The sequence below is a fragment of the Streptomyces sp. NPDC048643 genome, assembly GCF_040650615.1.
Classification (GTDB): domain Bacteria; phylum Actinomycetota; class Actinomycetes; order Streptomycetales; family Streptomycetaceae; genus Streptomyces.
Genome location: NZ_JBEZHO010000012.1, coordinates 137083 through 156202, shown reverse-complemented (window position 1 = coordinate 156202; position 19120 = coordinate 137083). Strand labels below are relative to the sequence as shown.

17 protein-coding genes are annotated in these 19120 nt (G+C 72.7%); 15 read left to right on the top strand and 2 right to left on the bottom strand.

Annotated features, from left to right (window positions below; all coding sequences use genetic code 11):
- The first annotated feature begins 10 nt into the window (after positions 1-10).
- From hrcA to AB0C62_RS15030, 10 genes are all read left to right on the top strand, one after another.
- Positions 11-1027 carry a heat-inducible transcriptional repressor HrcA gene (gene hrcA / locus AB0C62_RS15075; protein ID WP_362973126.1) on the top strand — a complete coding sequence of 339 codons (1017 nt, stop codon included), beginning with the start codon at positions 11-13 and terminating at the stop codon, positions 1025-1027.
- Positions 1028-2161, top strand: a complete 1134-nt coding sequence (gene dnaJ / locus AB0C62_RS15070; protein WP_362973125.1) for a molecular chaperone DnaJ — start codon at positions 1028-1030, stop codon at positions 2159-2161.
- Positions 2162-2273: 112 nt separating this feature from the next.
- Positions 2274-3368 (top strand): nitronate monooxygenase, encoded by a 1095-nt coding sequence (locus AB0C62_RS15065; protein ID WP_362973123.1) that lies wholly within the window; start codon positions 2274-2276, stop codon positions 3366-3368.
- A complete protein-coding gene (locus tag AB0C62_RS15060) occupies positions 3365-4114 on the top strand; it encodes a 16S rRNA (uracil(1498)-N(3))-methyltransferase (RefSeq protein WP_362973121.1) in 750 nt (249 codons plus the stop codon). Before AB0C62_RS15065 ends, AB0C62_RS15060 begins: the two co-directional genes overlap by 4 nt.
- 32 nt (positions 4115-4146) lie before the next feature.
- Positions 4147-4539, top strand: a complete 393-nt coding sequence (locus AB0C62_RS15055; protein ID WP_362973119.1) for a VOC family protein — start codon at positions 4147-4149, stop codon at positions 4537-4539.
- A gap of 150 nt (positions 4540-4689) precedes the next feature.
- Positions 4690-5205 carry a hypothetical protein gene (locus AB0C62_RS15050; RefSeq protein ID WP_362973203.1) on the top strand — a complete coding sequence of 172 codons (516 nt, stop codon included), beginning with the start codon at positions 4690-4692 and terminating at the stop codon, positions 5203-5205.
- Between the two features lie 73 nt (positions 5206-5278).
- Positions 5279-8491 (top strand): S41 family peptidase, encoded by a 3213-nt coding sequence (locus AB0C62_RS15045; protein ID WP_362973117.1) that lies wholly within the window; start codon positions 5279-5281, stop codon positions 8489-8491.
- A gap of 88 nt (positions 8492-8579) precedes the next feature.
- Positions 8580-8933, top strand: a complete 354-nt coding sequence (locus AB0C62_RS15040) for a histidine triad nucleotide-binding protein (protein ID WP_362973115.1) — start codon at positions 8580-8582, stop codon at positions 8931-8933.
- Between the two features lie 6 nt (positions 8934-8939).
- Positions 8940-9845, top strand: coding sequence for a ribonuclease Z (locus AB0C62_RS15035; RefSeq protein ID WP_362973113.1), 906 nt, complete (start codon positions 8940-8942; stop codon positions 9843-9845).
- A gap of 108 nt (positions 9846-9953) precedes the next feature.
- Positions 9954-10946 carry an adenosine deaminase gene (locus AB0C62_RS15030; RefSeq protein ID WP_362973111.1) on the top strand — a complete coding sequence of 331 codons (993 nt, stop codon included), beginning with the start codon at positions 9954-9956 and terminating at the stop codon, positions 10944-10946.
- Between the two features lie 40 nt (positions 10947-10986).
- Here AB0C62_RS15030 and AB0C62_RS15025 read toward each other — a convergent pair whose 3' ends face one another.
- Positions 10987-12432, bottom strand: coding sequence for an MFS transporter (locus AB0C62_RS15025; protein ID WP_362973109.1), 1446 nt, complete (start codon positions 12430-12432; stop codon positions 10987-10989).
- Positions 12433-12980: 548 nt separating this feature from the next.
- On the opposite strand from AB0C62_RS15025, the gene AB0C62_RS15020 reads away from it, so the two are divergent.
- The 5 genes from AB0C62_RS15020 (at position 12981) to AB0C62_RS15000 (ending at position 17457) form a co-directional block, all read left to right on the top strand.
- Positions 12981-14090 (top strand): PfkB family carbohydrate kinase, encoded by a 1110-nt coding sequence (locus AB0C62_RS15020; RefSeq protein WP_362973107.1) that lies wholly within the window; start codon positions 12981-12983, stop codon positions 14088-14090.
- A gap of 132 nt (positions 14091-14222) precedes the next feature.
- Positions 14223-15290, top strand: a complete 1068-nt coding sequence (locus AB0C62_RS15015) for a PhoH family protein (protein WP_362973105.1) — start codon at positions 14223-14225, stop codon at positions 15288-15290.
- A 12-nt stretch (positions 15291-15302) separates the two neighbouring features.
- Complete coding sequence (ybeY, locus tag AB0C62_RS15010) at positions 15303-15800, top strand: rRNA maturation RNase YbeY (protein ID WP_356001697.1); 498 nt, start codon at positions 15303-15305, stop codon at positions 15798-15800.
- On the top strand, positions 15797-17101 hold the full coding sequence (locus AB0C62_RS15005) for a hemolysin family protein (RefSeq protein WP_362973103.1): 1305 nt from the start codon (positions 15797-15799) through the stop codon (positions 17099-17101). The genes ybeY and AB0C62_RS15005 overlap by 4 nt, the downstream gene beginning before the upstream one ends.
- Positions 17098-17457 carry an MmcQ/YjbR family DNA-binding protein gene (locus AB0C62_RS15000; RefSeq protein WP_362973102.1) on the top strand — a complete coding sequence of 120 codons (360 nt, stop codon included), beginning with the start codon at positions 17098-17100 and terminating at the stop codon, positions 17455-17457. The genes AB0C62_RS15005 and AB0C62_RS15000 overlap by 4 nt, the downstream gene beginning before the upstream one ends.
- A gap of 34 nt (positions 17458-17491) precedes the next feature.
- Here AB0C62_RS15000 and AB0C62_RS14995 read toward each other — a convergent pair whose 3' ends face one another.
- Entirely contained in the window at positions 17492-18997 is a 1506-nt protein-coding gene (locus AB0C62_RS14995; protein WP_362973100.1) for an MFS transporter, read from the bottom strand.
- Positions 18998-19120 lie beyond the last annotated feature (123 nt).

The following is a 19120-nucleotide window of genomic DNA, read 5'->3' as shown; positions in this document are numbered from 1 at the left end:
GGTGTGCGCGATGCTCAGTGAACGCAGGCTCGAGGTGCTCCGCGCCATCGTCCAGGACTATGTGGGCACCGAGGAGCCGGTCGGTTCCAAGGCGCTCACGGAGCGGCACCGGCTCGGCGTCTCGCCGGCGACCGTCCGCAACGACATGGCGGTCCTGGAGGACGAGGGCTACATCGCCCAGCCGCACACCAGTGCCGGACGTATCCCCACGGACAAGGGATACCGGCTCTTCGTCGACAAGCTCGCGGGCGTCAAGCCGATGACCGCGCCCGAGCGGCGCGCCATCCAGAACTTCCTGGACGGTGCCGTCGACCTCGACGACGTCGTCGGCCGGACGGTGCGGCTGCTCGCGCAGCTCACCCGGCAGGTCGCCGTCGTGCAGTACCCCTCGCTGACCCGCTCGACCGTGCGGCACGTGGAACTGCTCTCGCTCGCCCCGGCGCGCGTGATGCTCGTGCTGATCACGGACACCGGCCGGGTCGAGCAACGCATGATCAACTGCCTCGTGCCGTTCGGTGAGACTTCTCTCGCCGATCTGCGGGCCCGGCTCAACAGCCGGATCGCGGGCCGCCCGTTCGCGGACGTCCCGCAGCTCGTGCAGGACCTCCCGGATGCCTTCGAGGCGGAGGACCGGGGTACGGTCTCGACTGTGCTCTCCACCCTGCTGGAGACACTCGTCGAGGAGACCGAGGAGCGGCTGATGATCGGCGGGACCGCCAATCTCACCCGTTTCGGACATGACTTCCCTCTCACCATCCGTCCGGTGCTCGAAGCGCTGGAGGAGCAGGTCGTGCTCCTCAAGTTGCTTGGAGAGGCCGGGGATTCGAGCATGACCGTGCGAATCGGTCATGAGAACGCGTATGAGGGACTCAACTCCACGTCCGTGGTCTCGGTCGGCTACGGTTCGGGCGGCGAGGCAGTAGCCAAACTCGGCGTGGTCGGCCCGACCCGCATGGATTACCCGGGAACGATGGGAGCGGTACGAGCGGTGGCACGGTACGTCGGACAGATCCTGGCGGAGTCGTAAGTGGCCACGGACTACTACGCCGTACTCGGCGTGCGCCGCGACGCGTCCCAGGACGAGATCAAGAAGGCGTTCCGGAGGCTCGCGCGCGAGCTGCATCCGGACGTCAATCCCGATCCGAAGACGCAGGAGCGCTTCAAGGAGATCAACGCCGCCTACGAGGTGTTGTCGGACCCGCAGAAGAAGCAGGTCTACGACCTCGGCGGTGACCCCCTGTCCCAGCAGGGCGGAGGCGCCGGCGGCTTCGGCGCGGGCGGCTTCGGGAACTTCTCGGACATCATGGACGCCTTCTTCGGCACGGCGTCGCAGCGCGGACCGCGCTCGCGCACCCGCCGCGGCCAGGACGCCATGATCCGGCTGGAGATCGAGCTGGACGAGGCGGCCTTCGGCACCACGAAGGACATCCAGGTCGACACCGCCGTCGTCTGCGCGACCTGTAACGGCGAGGGTGCCGCACCCGGGACCTCCGCGCAGACCTGTGACATGTGCCGCGGCCGCGGCGAGGTGTCCCAGGTGACGCGGTCCTTCCTCGGCCAGGTCATGACCTCGCGGCCGTGTCCGCAGTGCCAGGGCTTCGGCACCGTGGTCCCGACCCCGTGCCCCGAGTGCGCGGGCGACGGCCGGGTCCGCTCCCGCCGCACCCTCACCGTCAAGATCCCGGCCGGTGTGGACAACGGCACCCGGATCCAGCTCGCGGGCGAGGGCGAGGTCGGCCCCGGCGGCGGCCCCGCCGGCGACCTGTACGTCGAGATCCACGAGCTGCCGCACTCGATGTTCCAGCGTCGCGGCGACGACCTGCACTGCACGGTCACGATCCCGATGACGGCCGCGGCCCTCGGCACCAAGGTGCCGCTGGAGACCCTCGACGGCATGGAGGAGGTCGACATCCGTCCGGGCACGCAGTCCGGCCAGTCGATCCCGCTGCACGGCCGGGGCGTCACGCACCTGCGCGGCGGCGGCCGAGGTGACCTCATCGTGCACGTCGAGGTCACCACGCCCACCAAGCTCGACCCGGAGCAGGAGCGGGTCATGCGCGAGCTCGCCCAGCTGCGCGGCGAGGAGCGGCCCACCGGCCAGTTCCAGCCCGGGCAGCAGGGGCTCTTCTCCCGGCTGAAGGACGCCTTCAACGGTCGCTGACGCGAAGGCGGCACGGGGCGGTGTTCCCGCCCCGTGTCCGCCCGCCGCGCGCCCCGTAACCGAGCGGACGGCCGGATTCGGACTTGTACGGAGGACGTGACAACATGCCGTCATGTCCTCCGCGCTGACCGATCTCTTCCCTCACCCGATCGTGCAGGCCCCCATGGCGGGCGGCGTCTCCGTCCCCCAGCTCGCGGCCGCCGTGTCCGAGGCGGGCGGGCTCGGATGCCTCGCCGCCGGGTACAAGACGGCCGACGGCATGTACCAGGAGATCAAACAGCTGCGCGGGCTGACCGGCCGTCCCTTCGGCGTCAACCTGTTCATGCCGCAGCCGGAGTACGCGGACTCCTCGGCGGTCGAGGTCTACGCCCACCAGCTCGCCGGTGAGGCGGCCTGGTACGAGACCGAACTCGGCGACCCGGACAGCGGCCGTGACGACGGCTACGACGCCAAGCTCGCCGTCCTGCTCGACAACCCGGTGCCGGTGGTCTCCTTCCACTTCGGCATCCCGGCCCAGGACGTGCTGGAGTCCCTGAACCGCGCCGGCACCCTCACCCTGGTCACCGCGACCACGGCAGAGGAGGCCCTCGCCGTGCAGCGCGCGGGCGCCGCCGCCGTGATCGCCCAGGGCGTCGAGGCCGGCGGACACCAGGGCACCCACCGCGACAACCCGGAGACGGACCGCGCGGGCATCGGACTGCTCTCGCTGGTCGCCCAGGTCCGCGAGGCCGTGGACATCCCGGTCGTCGCCGCCGGGGGCATCATGCGCGGCAGCCAGATCGCCGCCGTCCTCGCCGCCGGCGCCGACGCGGCCCAGCTCGGCACCGCCTTCCTCGCCACCCCCGAGTCCGGCGCGAACGCCGTCCACAAGGACGCGCTGACCAACCCGCTCTTCGTGCGGACCGAGCTGACCCGCGCCTTCTCCGGACGCCCGGCCCGCGGCCTGGTCAACCGGTTCCTGCGCGAGCACGGCCCCTACGCCCCCGCCGCGTACCCGGACGTCCACCACCTCACCTCGCCGCTGCGCAAGGCCGCCGCCAAGGCGGCCGACGCGCAGGGCATGGCGCTGTGGGCGGGCCAGGGCCACCGCATGGCGCGCGACCTGCCCGCCGGACAGCTGGTGGAGGCGCTGGTCGCCGAACTCGCCGCCGCCAGGACAGCGTTGTCGTCGCCCGGCGACTCCCCGGACGGGGGCACGGCCCGATGACGGCACCGGTGTTCCTGGTCGAGCACTTCGACACGGGCGGCGACGGACGCTACGTCCTCGACGGACCCGAAGGACGGCACGCCGTGTCCGTGAAGCGGCTGCGCGCCGGCGAGGACGTCGTCCTCACCGACGGGGCCGGGCGCTGGGCGGACTGCGTCGTCCTCGACACCGAGGGCAAGGACCGCCTCGTCGTCCGGATGGACTCGGTGAGCGAGGAGCAGGCGGAGCAGCCGCGGATCACCGTCGTCCAGGCGCTGCCCAAGGGAGACCGGGGCGAACTGGCCGTCGAGACGATGACGGAGACCGGCGTCGACGGCATCGTCCCCTGGGCCGCCTCCCGCTGCATCACGCAGTGGAAGGGCGACCGGGGCCTCAAGGCGCTCGCCAAGTGGCGCGCCACCGCACGCGAGTCCGGCAAGCAGTCCCGCCGGGTGCGCTTCCCCGAGGTCGCGGACGCCATGTCGACCCGACAGGTTGCCGCACTTCTCGCCAAAGCCGACCTCGCCGCCGTCCTGCACGAGGACACCGAGCTGGGCACCGAACCGTTCGCCACCGCCGCACTGCCCGCCTCCGGGGAGATCGTCCTGGTCGTCGGCCCCGAGGGCGGGATCTCCCCCGGGGAGGTGGCGCTCTTCACCGAGGCGGGCGCGAGGACGTTCCACCTCGGGCGTACGGTGCTGCGTACGTCGACGGCCGGGACCGTGGCCGCCGCACTGCTGCTGGCCCGCACCGGCCGCTGGTCCTGAACCAACCGCCCGCCCACCCACGGGAGATCCGTATGGAACTCGCCCAGGTACGGCTGCTCGTCTCCGACTTCGCCGCCTGCTACCGCTTCTACTCCGAGGTCCTCTGCCTCAAGCCCCAGTCGGGCGCGACCGAGGGACCCTACGAGAAGTTCAGCCCCGTCACCGGCTCGGCGGGCATCGCCCTCCAGGACCGGGCGATGATGGCCGAGGTACTGGGCGAGATCGGCGAGGACGTCACCGGACACCGCTCCCTGGTGGTGCTGCGGGTGGACGACCTCGACACCTACTGCGAGCAGCTCGTCTCGCGCGGAGCGACCGTGCTGCACGGCCCCGCCCCCATGACCGACCGGATGCGCGTCGCCCACCTCAAGGACCCCGAGGGCAACCTGGTGGAACTCCAGGAGTGGCTGCTCCTCCTCGGCTGAACCGGCCCCGGCCCGGCCCGGAACTCCTTCGGGTGGTTGTGCCGCTCATGGCCGCATGCGGTCTACCGCACCGCGCCCCGCGGTGGCACGCTGCCGTCCATGGGGGCTTTGAGGCGGATCAGGAGCCGGACCGGGCGCAGGCGCGTGCTGATGGCCCTCGGGCTGGGCGCGGCCGGGGTGTTCGGTGCGACCGCGTGCGAACCCGGGGACGGACTCAGCGCCGCCACCGTGGCGTACACCACCGACCAGACGGCGACCAAGCAGCTCGAACGGCAGAACGTGGACGTGCGGTGGCTCACCTGCACCGCCAACTACGGCAACGCCGGCAAGGTCTACACCCCCGGCAGGTCGCCCGCGCCGACCGAGAACACCGTCGCGAGCGTCGACTGCCAGGGCCAGACCGACGACGGACGGGACATCGTCGTCAAGGGCAAGGTCACCCGCGCCGTCGACGGCGCCTGCGTGCGCGGCGACCTGACCGCCACCGTCGGCGGCAAGCAGTGGTTCCACGTGAGCGGCCTCGGCAACTGCGACGCCACCAACAACCCCACCCCTCCCGCCACTTACCGTCCTCCGAACGGGCCCGACCCCACCGTCACGGTCACCGTCACGAAGACCATGTGGTGCAAGGGCGACCCCACCTGCTGGCCCGCACAGGGCAAGTGACCTGCCCGGCCGTCCACGGATCAAGTGATCCGAACCCCTGTCGGGCCGCGTCCCGGCTGCATAGGGTGACCGGGTGACAGAGTCCGCAGCCTCCGCGTATCTCCGGTTTCCGCATCTGCACGGCGAGTTGGCCGTCTTCACGGCCGAGGACGACATCTGGGCCGCCCCCCTCGACGGCGGCGGCCGCGCCTGGCGCGTCAGCGCCGACAACGCACCGGTGAACCACCCCCGCGTCTCCCCTGACGGCACGACCGTCGCCTGGACGTCCACGCGCGACGGCGCCCCCGAGGTCTACGCCGCCTCCCTGGCCGGCGGACCCACCAGACGCCTGACGTACTGGGGCAGTTCGAGAACCCAGGTCCGCGGCTGGACCCCCGACGGACACGTCCTCGCCCTCAGCACCCAGGGCCAGGCCAGCCTGCGGCGCAGCTGGGCCCGCGCCGTCCCGCTCGACGGCGGCCCCGCCACCCTCCTGCCGTACGGACCCGTCGGCGACGTCGCCCACGGTGAACCCGGAGTCGTCCTGCTGTCCGCCCCGATGGGGCGCGAGGCCGCCTGGTGGAAGCGCTACCGCGGCGGCACCGCGGGCAAACTGTGGATCGACCGCGACGGCGAGGGCGAGTTCGCCCGCCTGCACGAGGACCTCGACGGCAACATCGAGTACCCCCTCTGGGTCGGCGACCGGATCGCCTTCCTCTCGGACCACGAGGGCGTCGGCGCCCTGTACTCCTCCCTCGCCGACGGCGCCGACCTGCGCCGCCACACCCCGCTCGACACGTTCTACGCCCGGCACGCCTCCACCGACGGCACCCGCGTGGTGTACGCCTCCGCCGGTGAACTCTGGCTCCTCGACGACCTCGACGGAGCCGAACCCCGCCGCCTCGACATCCTCCTCGGCGGGCAGCGCGCCGACCAGCAGCCCCACCCCGTGAGCGCCGCCCGCTGGTTCTCCGCCGCCGCCCCCGACCACACCGGACGCGGCAGCGCCGTCTCCGTGCGCGGCGCCGTCCACTGGATCACCCACCGTTCGGGACCGGCCCGCGCGCTCGCCGCCGAACCCGGCGTCCGCGCCCGGCTGCCCCGCGCCTTCCGCGCCGAGGGCGAGGAACACGTCGTATGGGTGACGGACGCCGAGGGCGACGACGCCCTGGAGTTCGCGCCCGCCACCGGCGTCGCCCCCGGAGCCACCCCGCGCCGGCTCGCCGCCGGAGCCCTCGGACGCGTCCTCGGCCTCGCCGTGGCACCCGACGGCAGCCGCGCCGCCGTCGCCTCGCACGACGGGCGCGTCCTGCTCGTCGAGCGCGAGAGCGGCGAGGTCCGCGAGGTGGACCGCAGCGAGGACGGCGAGGTCAGCGGCCTCGTCTTCTCACCCGACTCGGCCTGGCTCGCCTGGTCGCACCCCGGCCCGCGCCCGCTGCGCCAGCTCCGCATCGCCAACACCACCGACCTGTCGGTGACCGAGGCGACCCCGCTGCGCTTCCGCGACTACGCACCGGCGTTCACCCTCGACGGCAAGCACCTCGCCTTCCTGTCGGCCCGCGCCTTCGACCCCGTCTACGACGAGCACGTCTTCGACCTGGCCTTCGTCGGCGGCTCCCGGCCGTATCTGATCACCCTCGCCGCGACCACGCCGTCCCCCTTCGGACCGCAGCGCCACGGCCGCCCCCTCGATACCCCGGACAAGGACGAGACCCCCGACAGCGAGGGCACCCCCAACACCCGGATCGACCTCGACGGACTCGCCGACCGGATCGTCCCGTTCCCCGTCGAGGCCGCCCGCTACTCCACCCTGCGCGCCGCCAAGGACGGCCTGCTGTGGCTGCGCCACCCCGTCCGGGGCGTGCTCGGCGCCTCCCGCGCCACCCCGGACGACCCGGACCCGCGGACCGAGCTGGAGCGGTACGACCTCGCCCAGCAGCGCATCGAGCATCTCGCCGCCGACGCCGACCACTTCACCGTCACCGGCGACGGCAAACGCGTCCTGCTGTGGACCGACGGAAAGCTCAAGGTCGTGCCCAGCGACCGGCGCGCGTCGAACGACGACGAGAGCGACACCAACATCACCGTCGACCTCTCGCGGGTGCGCCAGAGCGTCGACCCGGCCGCCGAGTGGCGCCAGATGTACGACGAGACCGGCCGCCTCATGCGGGACAACTTCTGGCGGCCCGACCTCGGCGGCGTCGACTGGGACGCCGTCCTCGACCGGTACCGGCCCGTCCTCGACCGGGTCGCCACCCACGACGACCTCGTCGACCTGCTCTGGGAGGTCCAGGGCGAACTCGGCACCTCCCACGCCTACGTCACCCCGCGCGGCGGACACCGCGGCGGCGATCTCGCCCAGGGACTCCTCGGGGCGGACATCTCCCGTCACGAGGACGGCAGTTGGCGCATCGACCGGATCCTTCCCTCGGAGACCTCCGACCCGGACGCGCGGGCCCCGCTCGCCGCGCCCGGCGTCGCGGTGCGCGCCGGGGACGCGATCGTCGCGATCGGCGGCCGGCCGGTCGACCCGGTCGCGGGCCCCGGCCCCCTGCTCGTCGGCACGGCGGGCAAACCGGTCGAGCTGACCGTGTCCCCGGCGGGCGGCGGCGACCCGCGACACGCCGTCGTCGTACCGCTCGCCGACGAGGAACCGCTGCGCTACCACGCCTGGGTCGCCGACCGGCGGGCCTACGTCCACGAGCAGTCCGGCGGACGCCTCGGCTACCTGCACGTGCCCGACATGGTCGGCTCCGGGTGGGCGCAGCTCCACCGCGACCTGCGGATCGAGGTGGCCCGCGAGGGTCTGGTGGTGGACGTCCGGGAGAACCGCGGCGGCCACACCTCCCAACTCGTCGTCGAGAAGCTCGCCCGGCGGATCGTCGGCTGGGACCTGCCCCGCGGCCTGCGCCCCTACAGCTACCCGGAGGACGCGCCGCGCGGCCCCGTCGTCTCCGTCGCCAACGAGTTCTCCGGCTCCGACGGCGACATCGTCAACGCGGCGATCAAGGCACTCGGCATCGGCCCCGTGGTCGGCACCCGCACCTGGGGCGGCGTCATCGGCATCGACAGCCGCTACCGCCTCGTCGACGGCACCCTCGTCACCCAGCCCAAGTACGCCTTCTGGCTGGAGGGTTACGAGTGGAACGTGGAGAACCACGGCGTCGACCCCGACGTCGAGGTCGTCCAGGCCCCGCAGGACCACGCGGCCGGCCGCGACACCCAGCTCGACGCGGCGATCCGCATCGCGCTCGCCGCGCTGGAGGAGAACCCGGCGAAGACCGCGCCGGTCCTGCCCCCGCTGTGACCGCCGGGGCGGGCGGCCACGCGTCGCCCGCCCCGCCGGGCCGCTAGCATGCGCAGGTAATGACCGGCCGGCGCGAGGAGGCACACGCATGATGGGCGAGCCGCAGGACGACTGCCTGTTCTGCAAGATCGTGGCGGGGCAGATCCCGGCGACGCTGGTGCGCGAGACCGACACGACCGTGGCGTTCCGCGACATAAACCCGCAGGCGCCGACCCACATCCTGGTCATCCCCAAGGTGCACTACCCGGACGCGGCGTCCCTCGCGACCGCCGAACCCACCGTCGCGGCGGACGTCCTGCGCGACGCCGGCGAGGTCGCGGCCGAGGAGAAACTGGACAGCTACCGCATCGTGTTCAACACGGGCAGCGGCGCCGGACAGACCGTCTTCCACGCGCACGCCCATCTCCTGGGCGGCCGCGGACTGCAGTGGCCCCCCGGATAACCGGCCTTGTCCGCACGTGAACTGGTCGTCCTCGGGACCGCCAGCCAGGTCCCGACCCGGCACCGCAACCACAACGGCTACCTGCTCCGCTGGGACGGCGAGGGTCTCCTCTTCGATCCCGGCGAGGGCACGCAGCGCCAGATGCTGCGGGCCGGCGTCGCCGCGCACGACCTGAACCGCATCTGCGTCACCCACTTCCACGGCGACCACGCCCTCGGCCTGCCCGGCGTGATCCAGCGCGTCAACCTGGACCGCGTCCCGCACGAGGTGACCGCGCACTACCCGCTCTCCGGACAGCACTTCTTCGAGCGGCTGCGGCACTCCACCGCCTACCGCGAGACCGTCGGGATCACCGAGGCGCCGGTCGCGGACGACGGAGTCCTCGCGACGACCCCCGCGTACACACTGGAGGCCCGCAGGCTCTCGCACCCCGTCGAGTCCTTCGGCTACCGCCTCGTCGAACCGGACGGCCGGCGCATGCTGCCCGAGCGGCTCGCCGAGCACGGCATCGAAGGGCCCGACGTCGGCGTGCTGCACCGGGAGGGCGCACTGCGCGGCGTCTCGCTCGACGACGTCAGCGAGGTGCGGCGCGGCCAGCGGTTCGCGTTCGTCATGGACACCCGGCTGTGCGAGGGCGTGGACGCGCTGGCCGAGGACTGCGACCTGCTCGTCATCGAGTCGACGTTCCTCGACGGCGACCACAAGCTCGCCTCGGACCACGGGCACCTGACCGCCGGCCAGGCCGGCCGGGTCGCCAAGGAGGCGGGCGTCCGGCACCTCGTGCTCACCCACTTCAGCCAGCGCTACTCCGACCCCGCCGCCTTCGAGGAGGAGGCCCGCGCTGCGGGGTTCGACGGCGAACTGACGGTGGCCCACGACCTGGTGAGGGTTCCGGTCCCGAAGCGCCGGTGACGCCGGCGCCGACGATCGACGGCAGGCCCCGCGCCGGCCGGCCCTCGTGCCCGGTGTCGGGAAGGTGCCGGTTTCGGACTGCCCGGGATCCGACCGTACGATGCTTCGATGTCCCTCCCCAAGGCTGAACTGCACCTCCACATCGAAGGCACCCTCGAACCCGAGCTGGCCTTCGCGCTCGCCGCCCGCAACGGCGTCACCCTGCCGTACGCGGACACCGAGGACCTGCGCAAGGCGTATCTCTTCGACGACCTCCAGTCGTTCCTGAACCTGTACTACGAACTCATGGCCGTGCTGCGGACCGAGCAGGACTTCGCCGACCTGGCCGACGCCTACCTCGCCCGGGCCGCCGCGCAGGGCGTGCGGCACGCCGAGATCTTCTTCGACCCGCAGGCGCACATCGCCCGGGGTGTGCCCATGGGGACGGTCGTCGAGGGGCTGTGGCGGGCGCTCGGGCGCAGCGAGGAGACCCACGGCGTCTCCACCCAGCTGATCATGTGCTTCCTGCGCGACGAGTCCGCCGAGTCCGCCATGGACACCCTGGAGGCCGCCCGGCCCCACCTCGACCGGATCGTCGGCGTCGGCCTCGACTCCGCCGAGGTCGGTCACCCGCCCGTCAAGTTCCGCGAGGTGTACGAGGCCGCCGCCGCGCTCGGTCTGCGGCGCGTCGCGCACGCGGGCGAGGAGGGCCCGCCCGCGTACATCACCGAGGCACTGGACGTCCTCGGCGTCGAGCGCGTCGACCACGGGCTGCGCTGCATGGAGGACCCCGAGCTGGTCGAGCGGCTCGTCCGGGACCGGGTGCCGCTGACGCTGTGCCCGCTGTCGAACGTGCGGCTGCGCGCCGTGGACGTGCTGGCCGAGCACCCGCTGCCCGCGATGCTGGACGCCGGCCTGCTCTGCACGGTCAACTCCGACGACCCCGCCTACTTCGGCGGCTACGCCGGTGACAACTTCCGCGCGGTGGGCGAGGCACTGGGGCTCGGCCCCGAACGGCTGCGGGAGCTGGCGCGCAACTCGTTCGAGGCGTCCTTCCTGGAGCACGACGAGGAGCGGCGCGCCCGCTACATCGCCGAGGTGGAGGCGTACGAGTTCACGTGACGGGGGCGGGGGCCCGGCCTGGGGAGTCCCCGGCCGGGCGTCACACGCCTTGTGCCGCGGACGCCGCCGTCGCCGCTCGGGCGTGCCGGGGGCCGGCCGTGCCGTAGGCCTCCCGTTGGGCGGGCACGGCGTCCAGCGGGATCCCGACGACCGGGGTCTCGCCGGCCGGCAGCCGCGCGAACGGGTCCTCGGCCGAGGGGCTCTCGGCGAGAAGGTCCGCCAGGCCCGCGACGTCCGCGCGCGTGACCCGCGCGGCCGTGATCTCCGTGGCCGTCGTCTCCGGCACGGAGGTGTCCACGACCGGGATCTCCACGACCGGGATCTCCACGACGGGGATCTCCACGACCGGGATCTCGACGATCTGGCTGCGGCGCGGGCGCCGGGCCACCAGCGTCATCGGGACGGTGACCAGCAGCAGGCCGGCCGCCAGGACCAGGCCCATCGCCGGATAGCCCGCGCGCGCCGACAGCAGGCTGCCGGTGAGCGGCCCGCAGGCCGTGCCGAGCGAGGAGGCGGAGCCGACGAGGACCGCCCACCGGCCACGCTGGTCCATCGACGCGGCGAGACCGATCACGTACGACAGGACCACCGGGTACAGCGTGTTCCAGGCGATCTCGCCCGTCGCGAACGACGTCAGATCGGACGCCGCCGCGCTCACGGCGATGCAGCCGGCGATCAGTACCGTGCCCAGGCCGATCGGCAGTGCCCGGCCGAGCCGCGGGCCGAGAACGCCCGCGCACACGACGCCGAGGAGTCCGGCGCCCAGGGCCACCGCGAACACCGCGCCGACCGTGACCTCGCCGAGCCCCGCCTGCGTGAGCCCGATCCGGCCGCTCACGCCCCACAGGGAGTTCTGCGCGAGCGACCAGAAGAGCATCGCCGCGGCGAGCAGCAGGCCGGAGCGGCGGTGGGGCAGCGGGCCTGCGGAGCGCACGGTCCGCGTCGCCGGGGCGCGGGCCGGCAGACGGCCCGTCAGCGGCAGGACGAGCAGGGCCGTGACGGCGATGGCGGCGAGGGGGACGCCGTGCGCCGGGCCCAGGTGCGGGATCGTCAGATACAGCGCGCCCGCGAGGGCGGAGACGCCGAGCAGACCCAGCGTGGTGACGCGGTGCGGGTCGGGCCGACCGGCGATCCCGGTCGCGGCGACCGTGGTGGCCGTACCGGAGCCGAAGCCGCCGACGACCGCGCCGGCCACGACGAGGGGGAGCGCGGTCGACAGCGCGGCGGTGCCGTAGCCGGCGACCGCGAGGAGCAGCCCGGCGCGGGCGAGCCGGCGGGGGCCGAACCGGTCGACGCGGGAGGCGAGGAGGAAGCCGGCCGAGGCCGAACTCAGCAGCAGGACACTGCCGATGGCTCCGGCCCGGGTCGCCGACAGCGGGAGTCCCGCGTCGAGGCGGCCGACGGTGGTGGGGAGGAGATACGCGGCGAGGTACCCGGCCGTGAAAAGGGCGACGAGGGGCCAGGGCGTGGTGGTGCGGGCGGACACGGGCGTTCCCAGGGCATGCGAAAGGAGCGGCTCAAGAAGGGGGATTGGGCGGCTGTCGACGGACAGGAACGCGCGGGGCAATTTGTATCAAGGCGGTGGCACCTCGAAAAAGGCGGGAGGGTGTGATCTGGAGCACTTCCTGTTTGGGGTGGGGAGCCGGGGGTAGATGCGACGCCGTTTCCCGGGGCCTCCGAGGACGTGGAGCCGCTTCACGCGCGCGTGAAGGTGGTGTTCCCGCAGGTGGGGGAGTGCGGCCCGGGACGCGGTCGGACACCGGCGCCGGGCCCCGCGGAGCCGGCCGATCGCACCGGGAGGGCCCGCCGGACTGCTCCGCCGCCGCACGGGCAGGAGCGGGCGAGAACCACGCGCCGGGGACGGCCCCGCCGCGGGCGGTCCTCGCGTGCGACACCCGCCGGGCCCGCGGGGGCGAGGTCGGCCACCGGGACGGCGGCCCGCCCCGACCACGGCGGCGCCCCGGCGTGACCCACGGCCCGGACGGCGCGTGTGGTGCACACTGGCCAGATCCGTACCACCCCAGGGAGCACACCGTGATCGCGTCCAACGGTGAAGGACCGTTCGGCCAGGCCCATGTGGACCCGCTCGCCGGGCTGCGCACGCCGCAGGACCCGCCCTGGGACGTCTACCTCACCGGCACCGTCTTCCTGGACATCATTTTCACCGGCCTCGACTCGGCCCCCGTGCGCGGTACCGAGTCCTGGGCGCGGGGCATGGGTTCGAGCCCCGGCGGCGTCGCGAACATGGCCACCGCCCTGGCCCGCCTCGGCCTGCGGACCTCCCTCGCCGCCGCGTTCGGGGACGACCACTACGGCGAGTACTGCTGGGACGCGCTGGAACAGGGCGAGGGCATCGACCTGTCCACCTCCCGGACCGTCCCCGACTGGCACTCCCCGGTCACCGTGTCCATGGCCTACGAGGGCGAACGGACCATGGTCAGCCACGGTCACGAGCCGCCCCCCGAGGAAGCCGCCCCCGACTGCCCGCCCCGCGCCCGGGCCGCCGTCGCCTCCCTCACCCCCGGCGTCCGCGACCCGTGGATCGCCCAGGCGGCGAGCCGCGGCACCCGGATCTTCGCCGACGTCGGCTGGGACGACACCGGCCGCTGGGACCTCGCCGGCCTCGCCGACCTCGCGCACTGCGAGGCGTTCCTGCCGAACGCCGAGGAGGCCATGCGCTACACCGGAGCCGACTGCCCCCGCGCCGCGGCCCACGCGCTCGCCGAACACGTGCCGCTCGCGGTCGTCACCCTCGGCTCCGAGGGCGCCTACGCCGTCGACGGCCGCACCGGCGACAGCGCCGCGGTCCCCGCCATCGCCGTCGAGGCGCTCGACCCCACCGGCGCCGGAGACGTCTTCGTGGCCGGCTTCGTCATGGGCACCCTCGCCGACTGGCCGCTCGCCGACCGCCTCGCCTTCGCCGGCCTCACCGCCGCGCTCTCCGTCCAGGACTTCGGCGGATCCCTCTCCGCGCCCGGCTGGTCGGAGATCGCCGCCTGGTGGCGCCGCGTCCAGTCGGTCGACGACCAGGACCCCGCCGCGCTGCGCCGGTACGCCTTCCTGGAGGGCCTGCTCCCGGACGTGACCCGCCCCTGGCCGCTGCGTCGCGCGGTCCCGACGATCGGGTTCGGCCGCTCGGTGTGAGGTCACGACCGCGTGACGTGAGGAAAAGCCCTACGGCTCTGTCAGCGCCGCGACGTACGCTGGGAGACGCAACGCTGCCCGTGTGGCAAGCGTGCCGACCGAGGAGGATACGCAGGCCTACAGAGCCGGCCCATGACTCAGACACCCACAGCTCACGGCCCCGCCCAGGGGCAGGCGCGCGCGCACTTCACCGTCCCGGCCAAGCACCCCATGGTGACCGTTCTGGGGTCCGGAGACTCGCTGCTGCGCGTGATCGAGACGGCCTTCCCGGCGGCCGACATCCATGTCCGGGGCAATGAGATCAGTGCGGTCGGCGACGCCGGTGAAGTCGCTCTCGTCCAGCGCCTGTTCGACGAGATGATGCTGGTGCTCCGCACCGGGCAGCCCATGACGGAGGACGCAGTGGAACGCTCGATCGCCATGCTGAGGGCGAGCGAGAACGGGGAGGGCGACGGCCAGGAGACACCGGCCGAAGTGCTCACGCAGAACATCCTGTCCTCGCGAGGCCGCACCATCCGCCCCAAGACGCTCAACCAGAAGCGCTACGTCGACGCCATCGACAAGCACACCATCGTGTTCGGCATCGGCCCCGCCGGTACGGGCAAGACCTACCTCGCGATGGCGAAGGCCGTCCAGGCGCTGCAGTCCAAGCAGGTCAACCGCATCATCCTGACCCGCCCCGCGGTCGAGGCCGGCGAGCGCCTCGGCTTCCTCCCGGGCACGCTCTACGAGAAGATCGACCCGTACCTGCGCCCGCTGTACGACGCGCTGCACGACATGCTCGACCCCGACTCGATCCCGAAGCTGATGGCCTCGGGCACGATCGAGGTGGCACCGCTGGCGTACATGCGCGGTCGCACCCTGAACGACGCCTTCATCATCCTGGACGAGGCCCAGAACACGAGCCCCGAGCAGATGAAGATGTTCCTCACGAGGCTCGGCTTCGAGTCGAAGATCGTGATCACCGGTGACGTGACGCAGGTCGACCTGCCGAGCGGCACCAAGTCGGGTCTGCGGCAGGTCCAGGATATCCTGGAGGGCCTCGACGACGTGCACTTCTCACGGCTCACGTCCCAGGATGTCGTCCGGCACAAGCTGGTCGGCCGTATCGTCGACGCGTACGAGAAGTACGACAGCGAGAACGGCACCGAGAACGGCACGCACAAGGGCCGCGGCAGCGCCGGACACAAGGGGAAGTAGACCAGCACGACCATGTCGATCGACGTCAACAACGAATCCGGAACCGAGGTCGACGAGCAGGCGATCCTCGACATCGCCCGCTACGCGCTCGCGCGGATGCGCATCCACCCGCTCTCCGAGCTCTCGGTGATCGTCGTGGACACCGACGCCATGGAGCAGCTCCACATCCAGTGGATGGACCTGCCCGGCCCGACGGACGTCATGTCCTTCCCGATGGACGAGCTGCGTCCGCCGTCGAAGGACGACGACGAGCCGCCGCAGGGCCTGCTCGGCGACATCGTGCTCTGTCCCGAGGTCGCCGAGCAGCAGGGCAAGGACGCCGCGACGCAGCACTCCATGGACGAGGAGCTCCAACTCCTCACCGTCCACGGAGTGCTGCACCTCCTCGGCTACGACCACGAGGAGCCCGACGAGAAGGCCGAGATGTTCGGTCTGCAGGCCGCCATCGTGGACGGCTGGCGCGCGGAGAAGGGCATGACGGGTCCCTCACCGGCCCCGACCGTGTCATGAGCCCACAGCTTGTCATCGGTGCCATCGCCCTCGTCGTCGTCGCCTGGCTCGCCGCCTGCGCGGAGGCAGGGCTCGCCCGCGTCTCCAGCTTCCGCGCGGAGGAGGCCGTCCGCAGCGGCCGGCGCGGCAGCGCCAAACTCGCCCAGATCGCGGCGGATCCGACGCGCTACCTGAACGTCGCGCTCCTCGTCCGCATCACCTGCGAGATGGCGGCCGCCGCGCTCGTCGTCTACGCCTGCCTGAACGAGTTCGACAAGACCTGGCAGGCACTCGCCGTCGCGATCGCCGTCATGGTCCTCGTGTCGTACGTCGCGGTCGGCGTCTCACCGCGCACCATCGGCCGTCAGCACCCGCTGAACACGGCGACCGCCGCCGCGTACGTCCTGCTGCCGCTGGCCCGCGTGATGGGCCCGATCCCCCCGCTGCTGATCCTCATCGGCAACGCGCTCACCCCCGGCAAGGGCTTCCGGCGCGGCCCGTTCGCCTCCGAGGCGGAACTGCGGGCGCTCGTCGACCTCGCCGAGAAGGAGTCCCTCATCGAGGACGAGGAGCGCCGCATGGTGCACTCCGTCTTCGAACTGGGCGACACCCTCGTCCGCGAGGTCATGGTGCCGCGCACCGACCTCGTCGTCATCGAGCGCTACAAGACGATCCGGCAGGCCCTCACCCTGGCCCTGCGCTCCGGCTTCTCGCGGATCCCGGTCACCGGGGAGAGCGAGGACGACATCGTCGGGATCGTCTACCTGAAGGACCTCGCCCGCAAGACGCACATCAGCCGGGACGCCGAGTCCGAACTGGTCGCCACGGCCATGCGTCCCGCCACCTTCGTGCCCGACACGAAGAACGCGGGCGACCTGCTGCGCGAGATGCAGCAGGAACGCAACCACGTCGCCGTCGTCATCGACGAGTACGGCGGCACGGCGGGCATCGTCACCATCGAGGACATCCTCGAGGAGATCGTCGGCGAGATCACCGACGAGTACGACCGCGAACTGCCGCCCGTCCAGGACCTCGGCGACGACCGCTACCGGGTGACCGCCCGCCTCGACATCGGCGACCTCGGCGAGCTGTACGGCTTCGAGGCGTACGACGACGAGGACGTGGAGACCGTCGGCGGCCTCCTCGCCAAGGCCCTCGGCCGGGTGCCCATCGCCGGCGCCTCCTCGGTCGTCGCGCTCCCCGACGGACGCGAACTGCGGCTCACGGCGGAGGCCTCCGCCGGCCGCCGGAACAAGATCGTCACGGTGCTCGTCGAACCCGTCGGCCCGGACGCTCCCGCACCGGAGGAGAAGCCGGAGTGACCCCGGGGCAACTGCGCGCGTTCTGCCTGTCCTTCAACGCCTCGGTCGAGGACTTCCCCTTCAACCCGGAGACCTCGGTCTTCAAGGTGCTGGGCAAGCTCTTCGCCCTGACGAACCTGGACGCGCGCCCGCTCACGGTCAACCTCAAGTGCGACCCGCAGGACGCCCTGCGCCTGCGCGAGCAGCACCCCGAACTGATCCTCCCGGGCTACCACATGAACAAGCGGCACTGGAACACGGTGACGGTGGACGGCGAACTCCCGGACCGCCTGGTCCGGGAGCTCGTCGAGGATTCGTACGATCTCGTCGTCGCCGGTCTGCCGCGTGCCGAGCGGCTGCGGCTCGACCGGCCCTGACGGACGCCGGCCCGGGGCCACGCCCCGCGGGAGGTCAGCGGACCCGGCCCGCGCCGCGCCGCCCGAAGCCCACCGCGACCAGCACCGCCGCCGCGAGGACGATCGCCGCGTCCAGCGCGAGGACCGTGTGGACGCCGGCCGGCAGGTCGTCCGACGTCGTCGCGAGGACACCGAGGAGCGGGATGCCGACCGTGATGCCCACCTGCTGGGTGGACGTCACCAGGCCGGTCGCCAGCCCCTGTTCCTCGTCCGGAACCCCCGAGGTGACGGTCAGCCCGTACGAGATGATCGCGCCCAGGTGGCACATGCTCGCCAGCGACACCGCGGCCGTCGCGATCCACACGGACCAGCCGTGCGTGCCGAGCAGCAGCAGCGCCGCCACGAACAGGCCCTGCCCGGCCAGCGATCCGACCAGCGTGCGGCGGGCGCCGACCCGGCCGATGACCTTCGGCGCGTACATCCCGGCGACGGCCGACATCACACCCTGCGCGCCGAACACCAGGCCCGTCTCGAACGCCGACAGACCGAGCGTCTCCTGGAGGTACAGGGTCAGCACGAACACGACCGTCGACATCATCGAGAAGGTCACCAGACCGCCCAGGTTGCCCCACGCCACCGTGCGGCGACGCAGCATCGGCAGGCTGACCAGCGGGTCGGCGGCACGGGACTCGATCCGCACGAAGGCGCCCAGCAGCAGCACACCGGCGACGAGCGTGACGATCACGTCGGCGCCGCCGAAGCCGTTCTCCGCGGCCGTGGACAGGGCGTAGATCAGAGCCAGCAGTCCGCCCGTGACCGCGACCGCGCCCGGCACGTCCAGGCGGGGACGCTCAGGGGTCCGGGACTCGGGCAGCAGACCCGGCGCCAGCGGCAGCACGATCAGCGCGAACAGCGACAGCAGCCCCATCGTCGAACGCCAGCCGAGGACGTCGGTCAGGACCCCGCCCGCCACCATCCCCACGGTGAAGCCGAGCGAGAGGACCGTGCCCGAGACACCGAGCGCCCGGTCACGCGCCGGACCCTCCGGGAACGTCGTGGTCAGCAGCGACATGCCGGTCGGCACGATCGCCGCGGCGCCGAGCCCCTGGAGCGCCCGCCCGGCCAGGAACGACGCCGGGTCCCAGGCGAACGTCGCGAGCAGCGAAGCCGCCCCGAACAGGGCGAGACCCGAGAGGAAGAGCCGGCGGCGGCCGTACAGGTCGCCCATGCGGCCGAAGAGCAGCAGGAAGCCGCCGGACGGCAGGGCGAACGCGGTGACCGCCCACTGCAGCGCGGCCCGGCTCATGCCGAGGTCGCCGCCGAGCACGGGCAGCGCCACGTTCAGGACGGAGAAGTCCAGCGCGACCATGAACTGCGCGGCACACAGCACGAACAGGACGAGCCTGTCGCGCCGTGACAGCCGGTCGGCCCGGGGTGGTCGGTGCACCCGGCCCGGGCCGGCCGGGGTCCCGCGGCCGTCGCCGGTGTCCGGCACCCGGGCGGCCGAGAGGGAGTCGGTGGTGGTGTCGCCGGTGGTCTGTGTCGTCGTCTCGATGGGCATGGCAAGAGCATCCGGCGGCCGGAACACCCGTGGGGAGCCGCAACTTATGCTGGTGGTCGCACCACCAGCCACCGAAGGGGACCGGCAGGTGCACCGAAGGGGGAGGCAGACGTGACGGAGGAC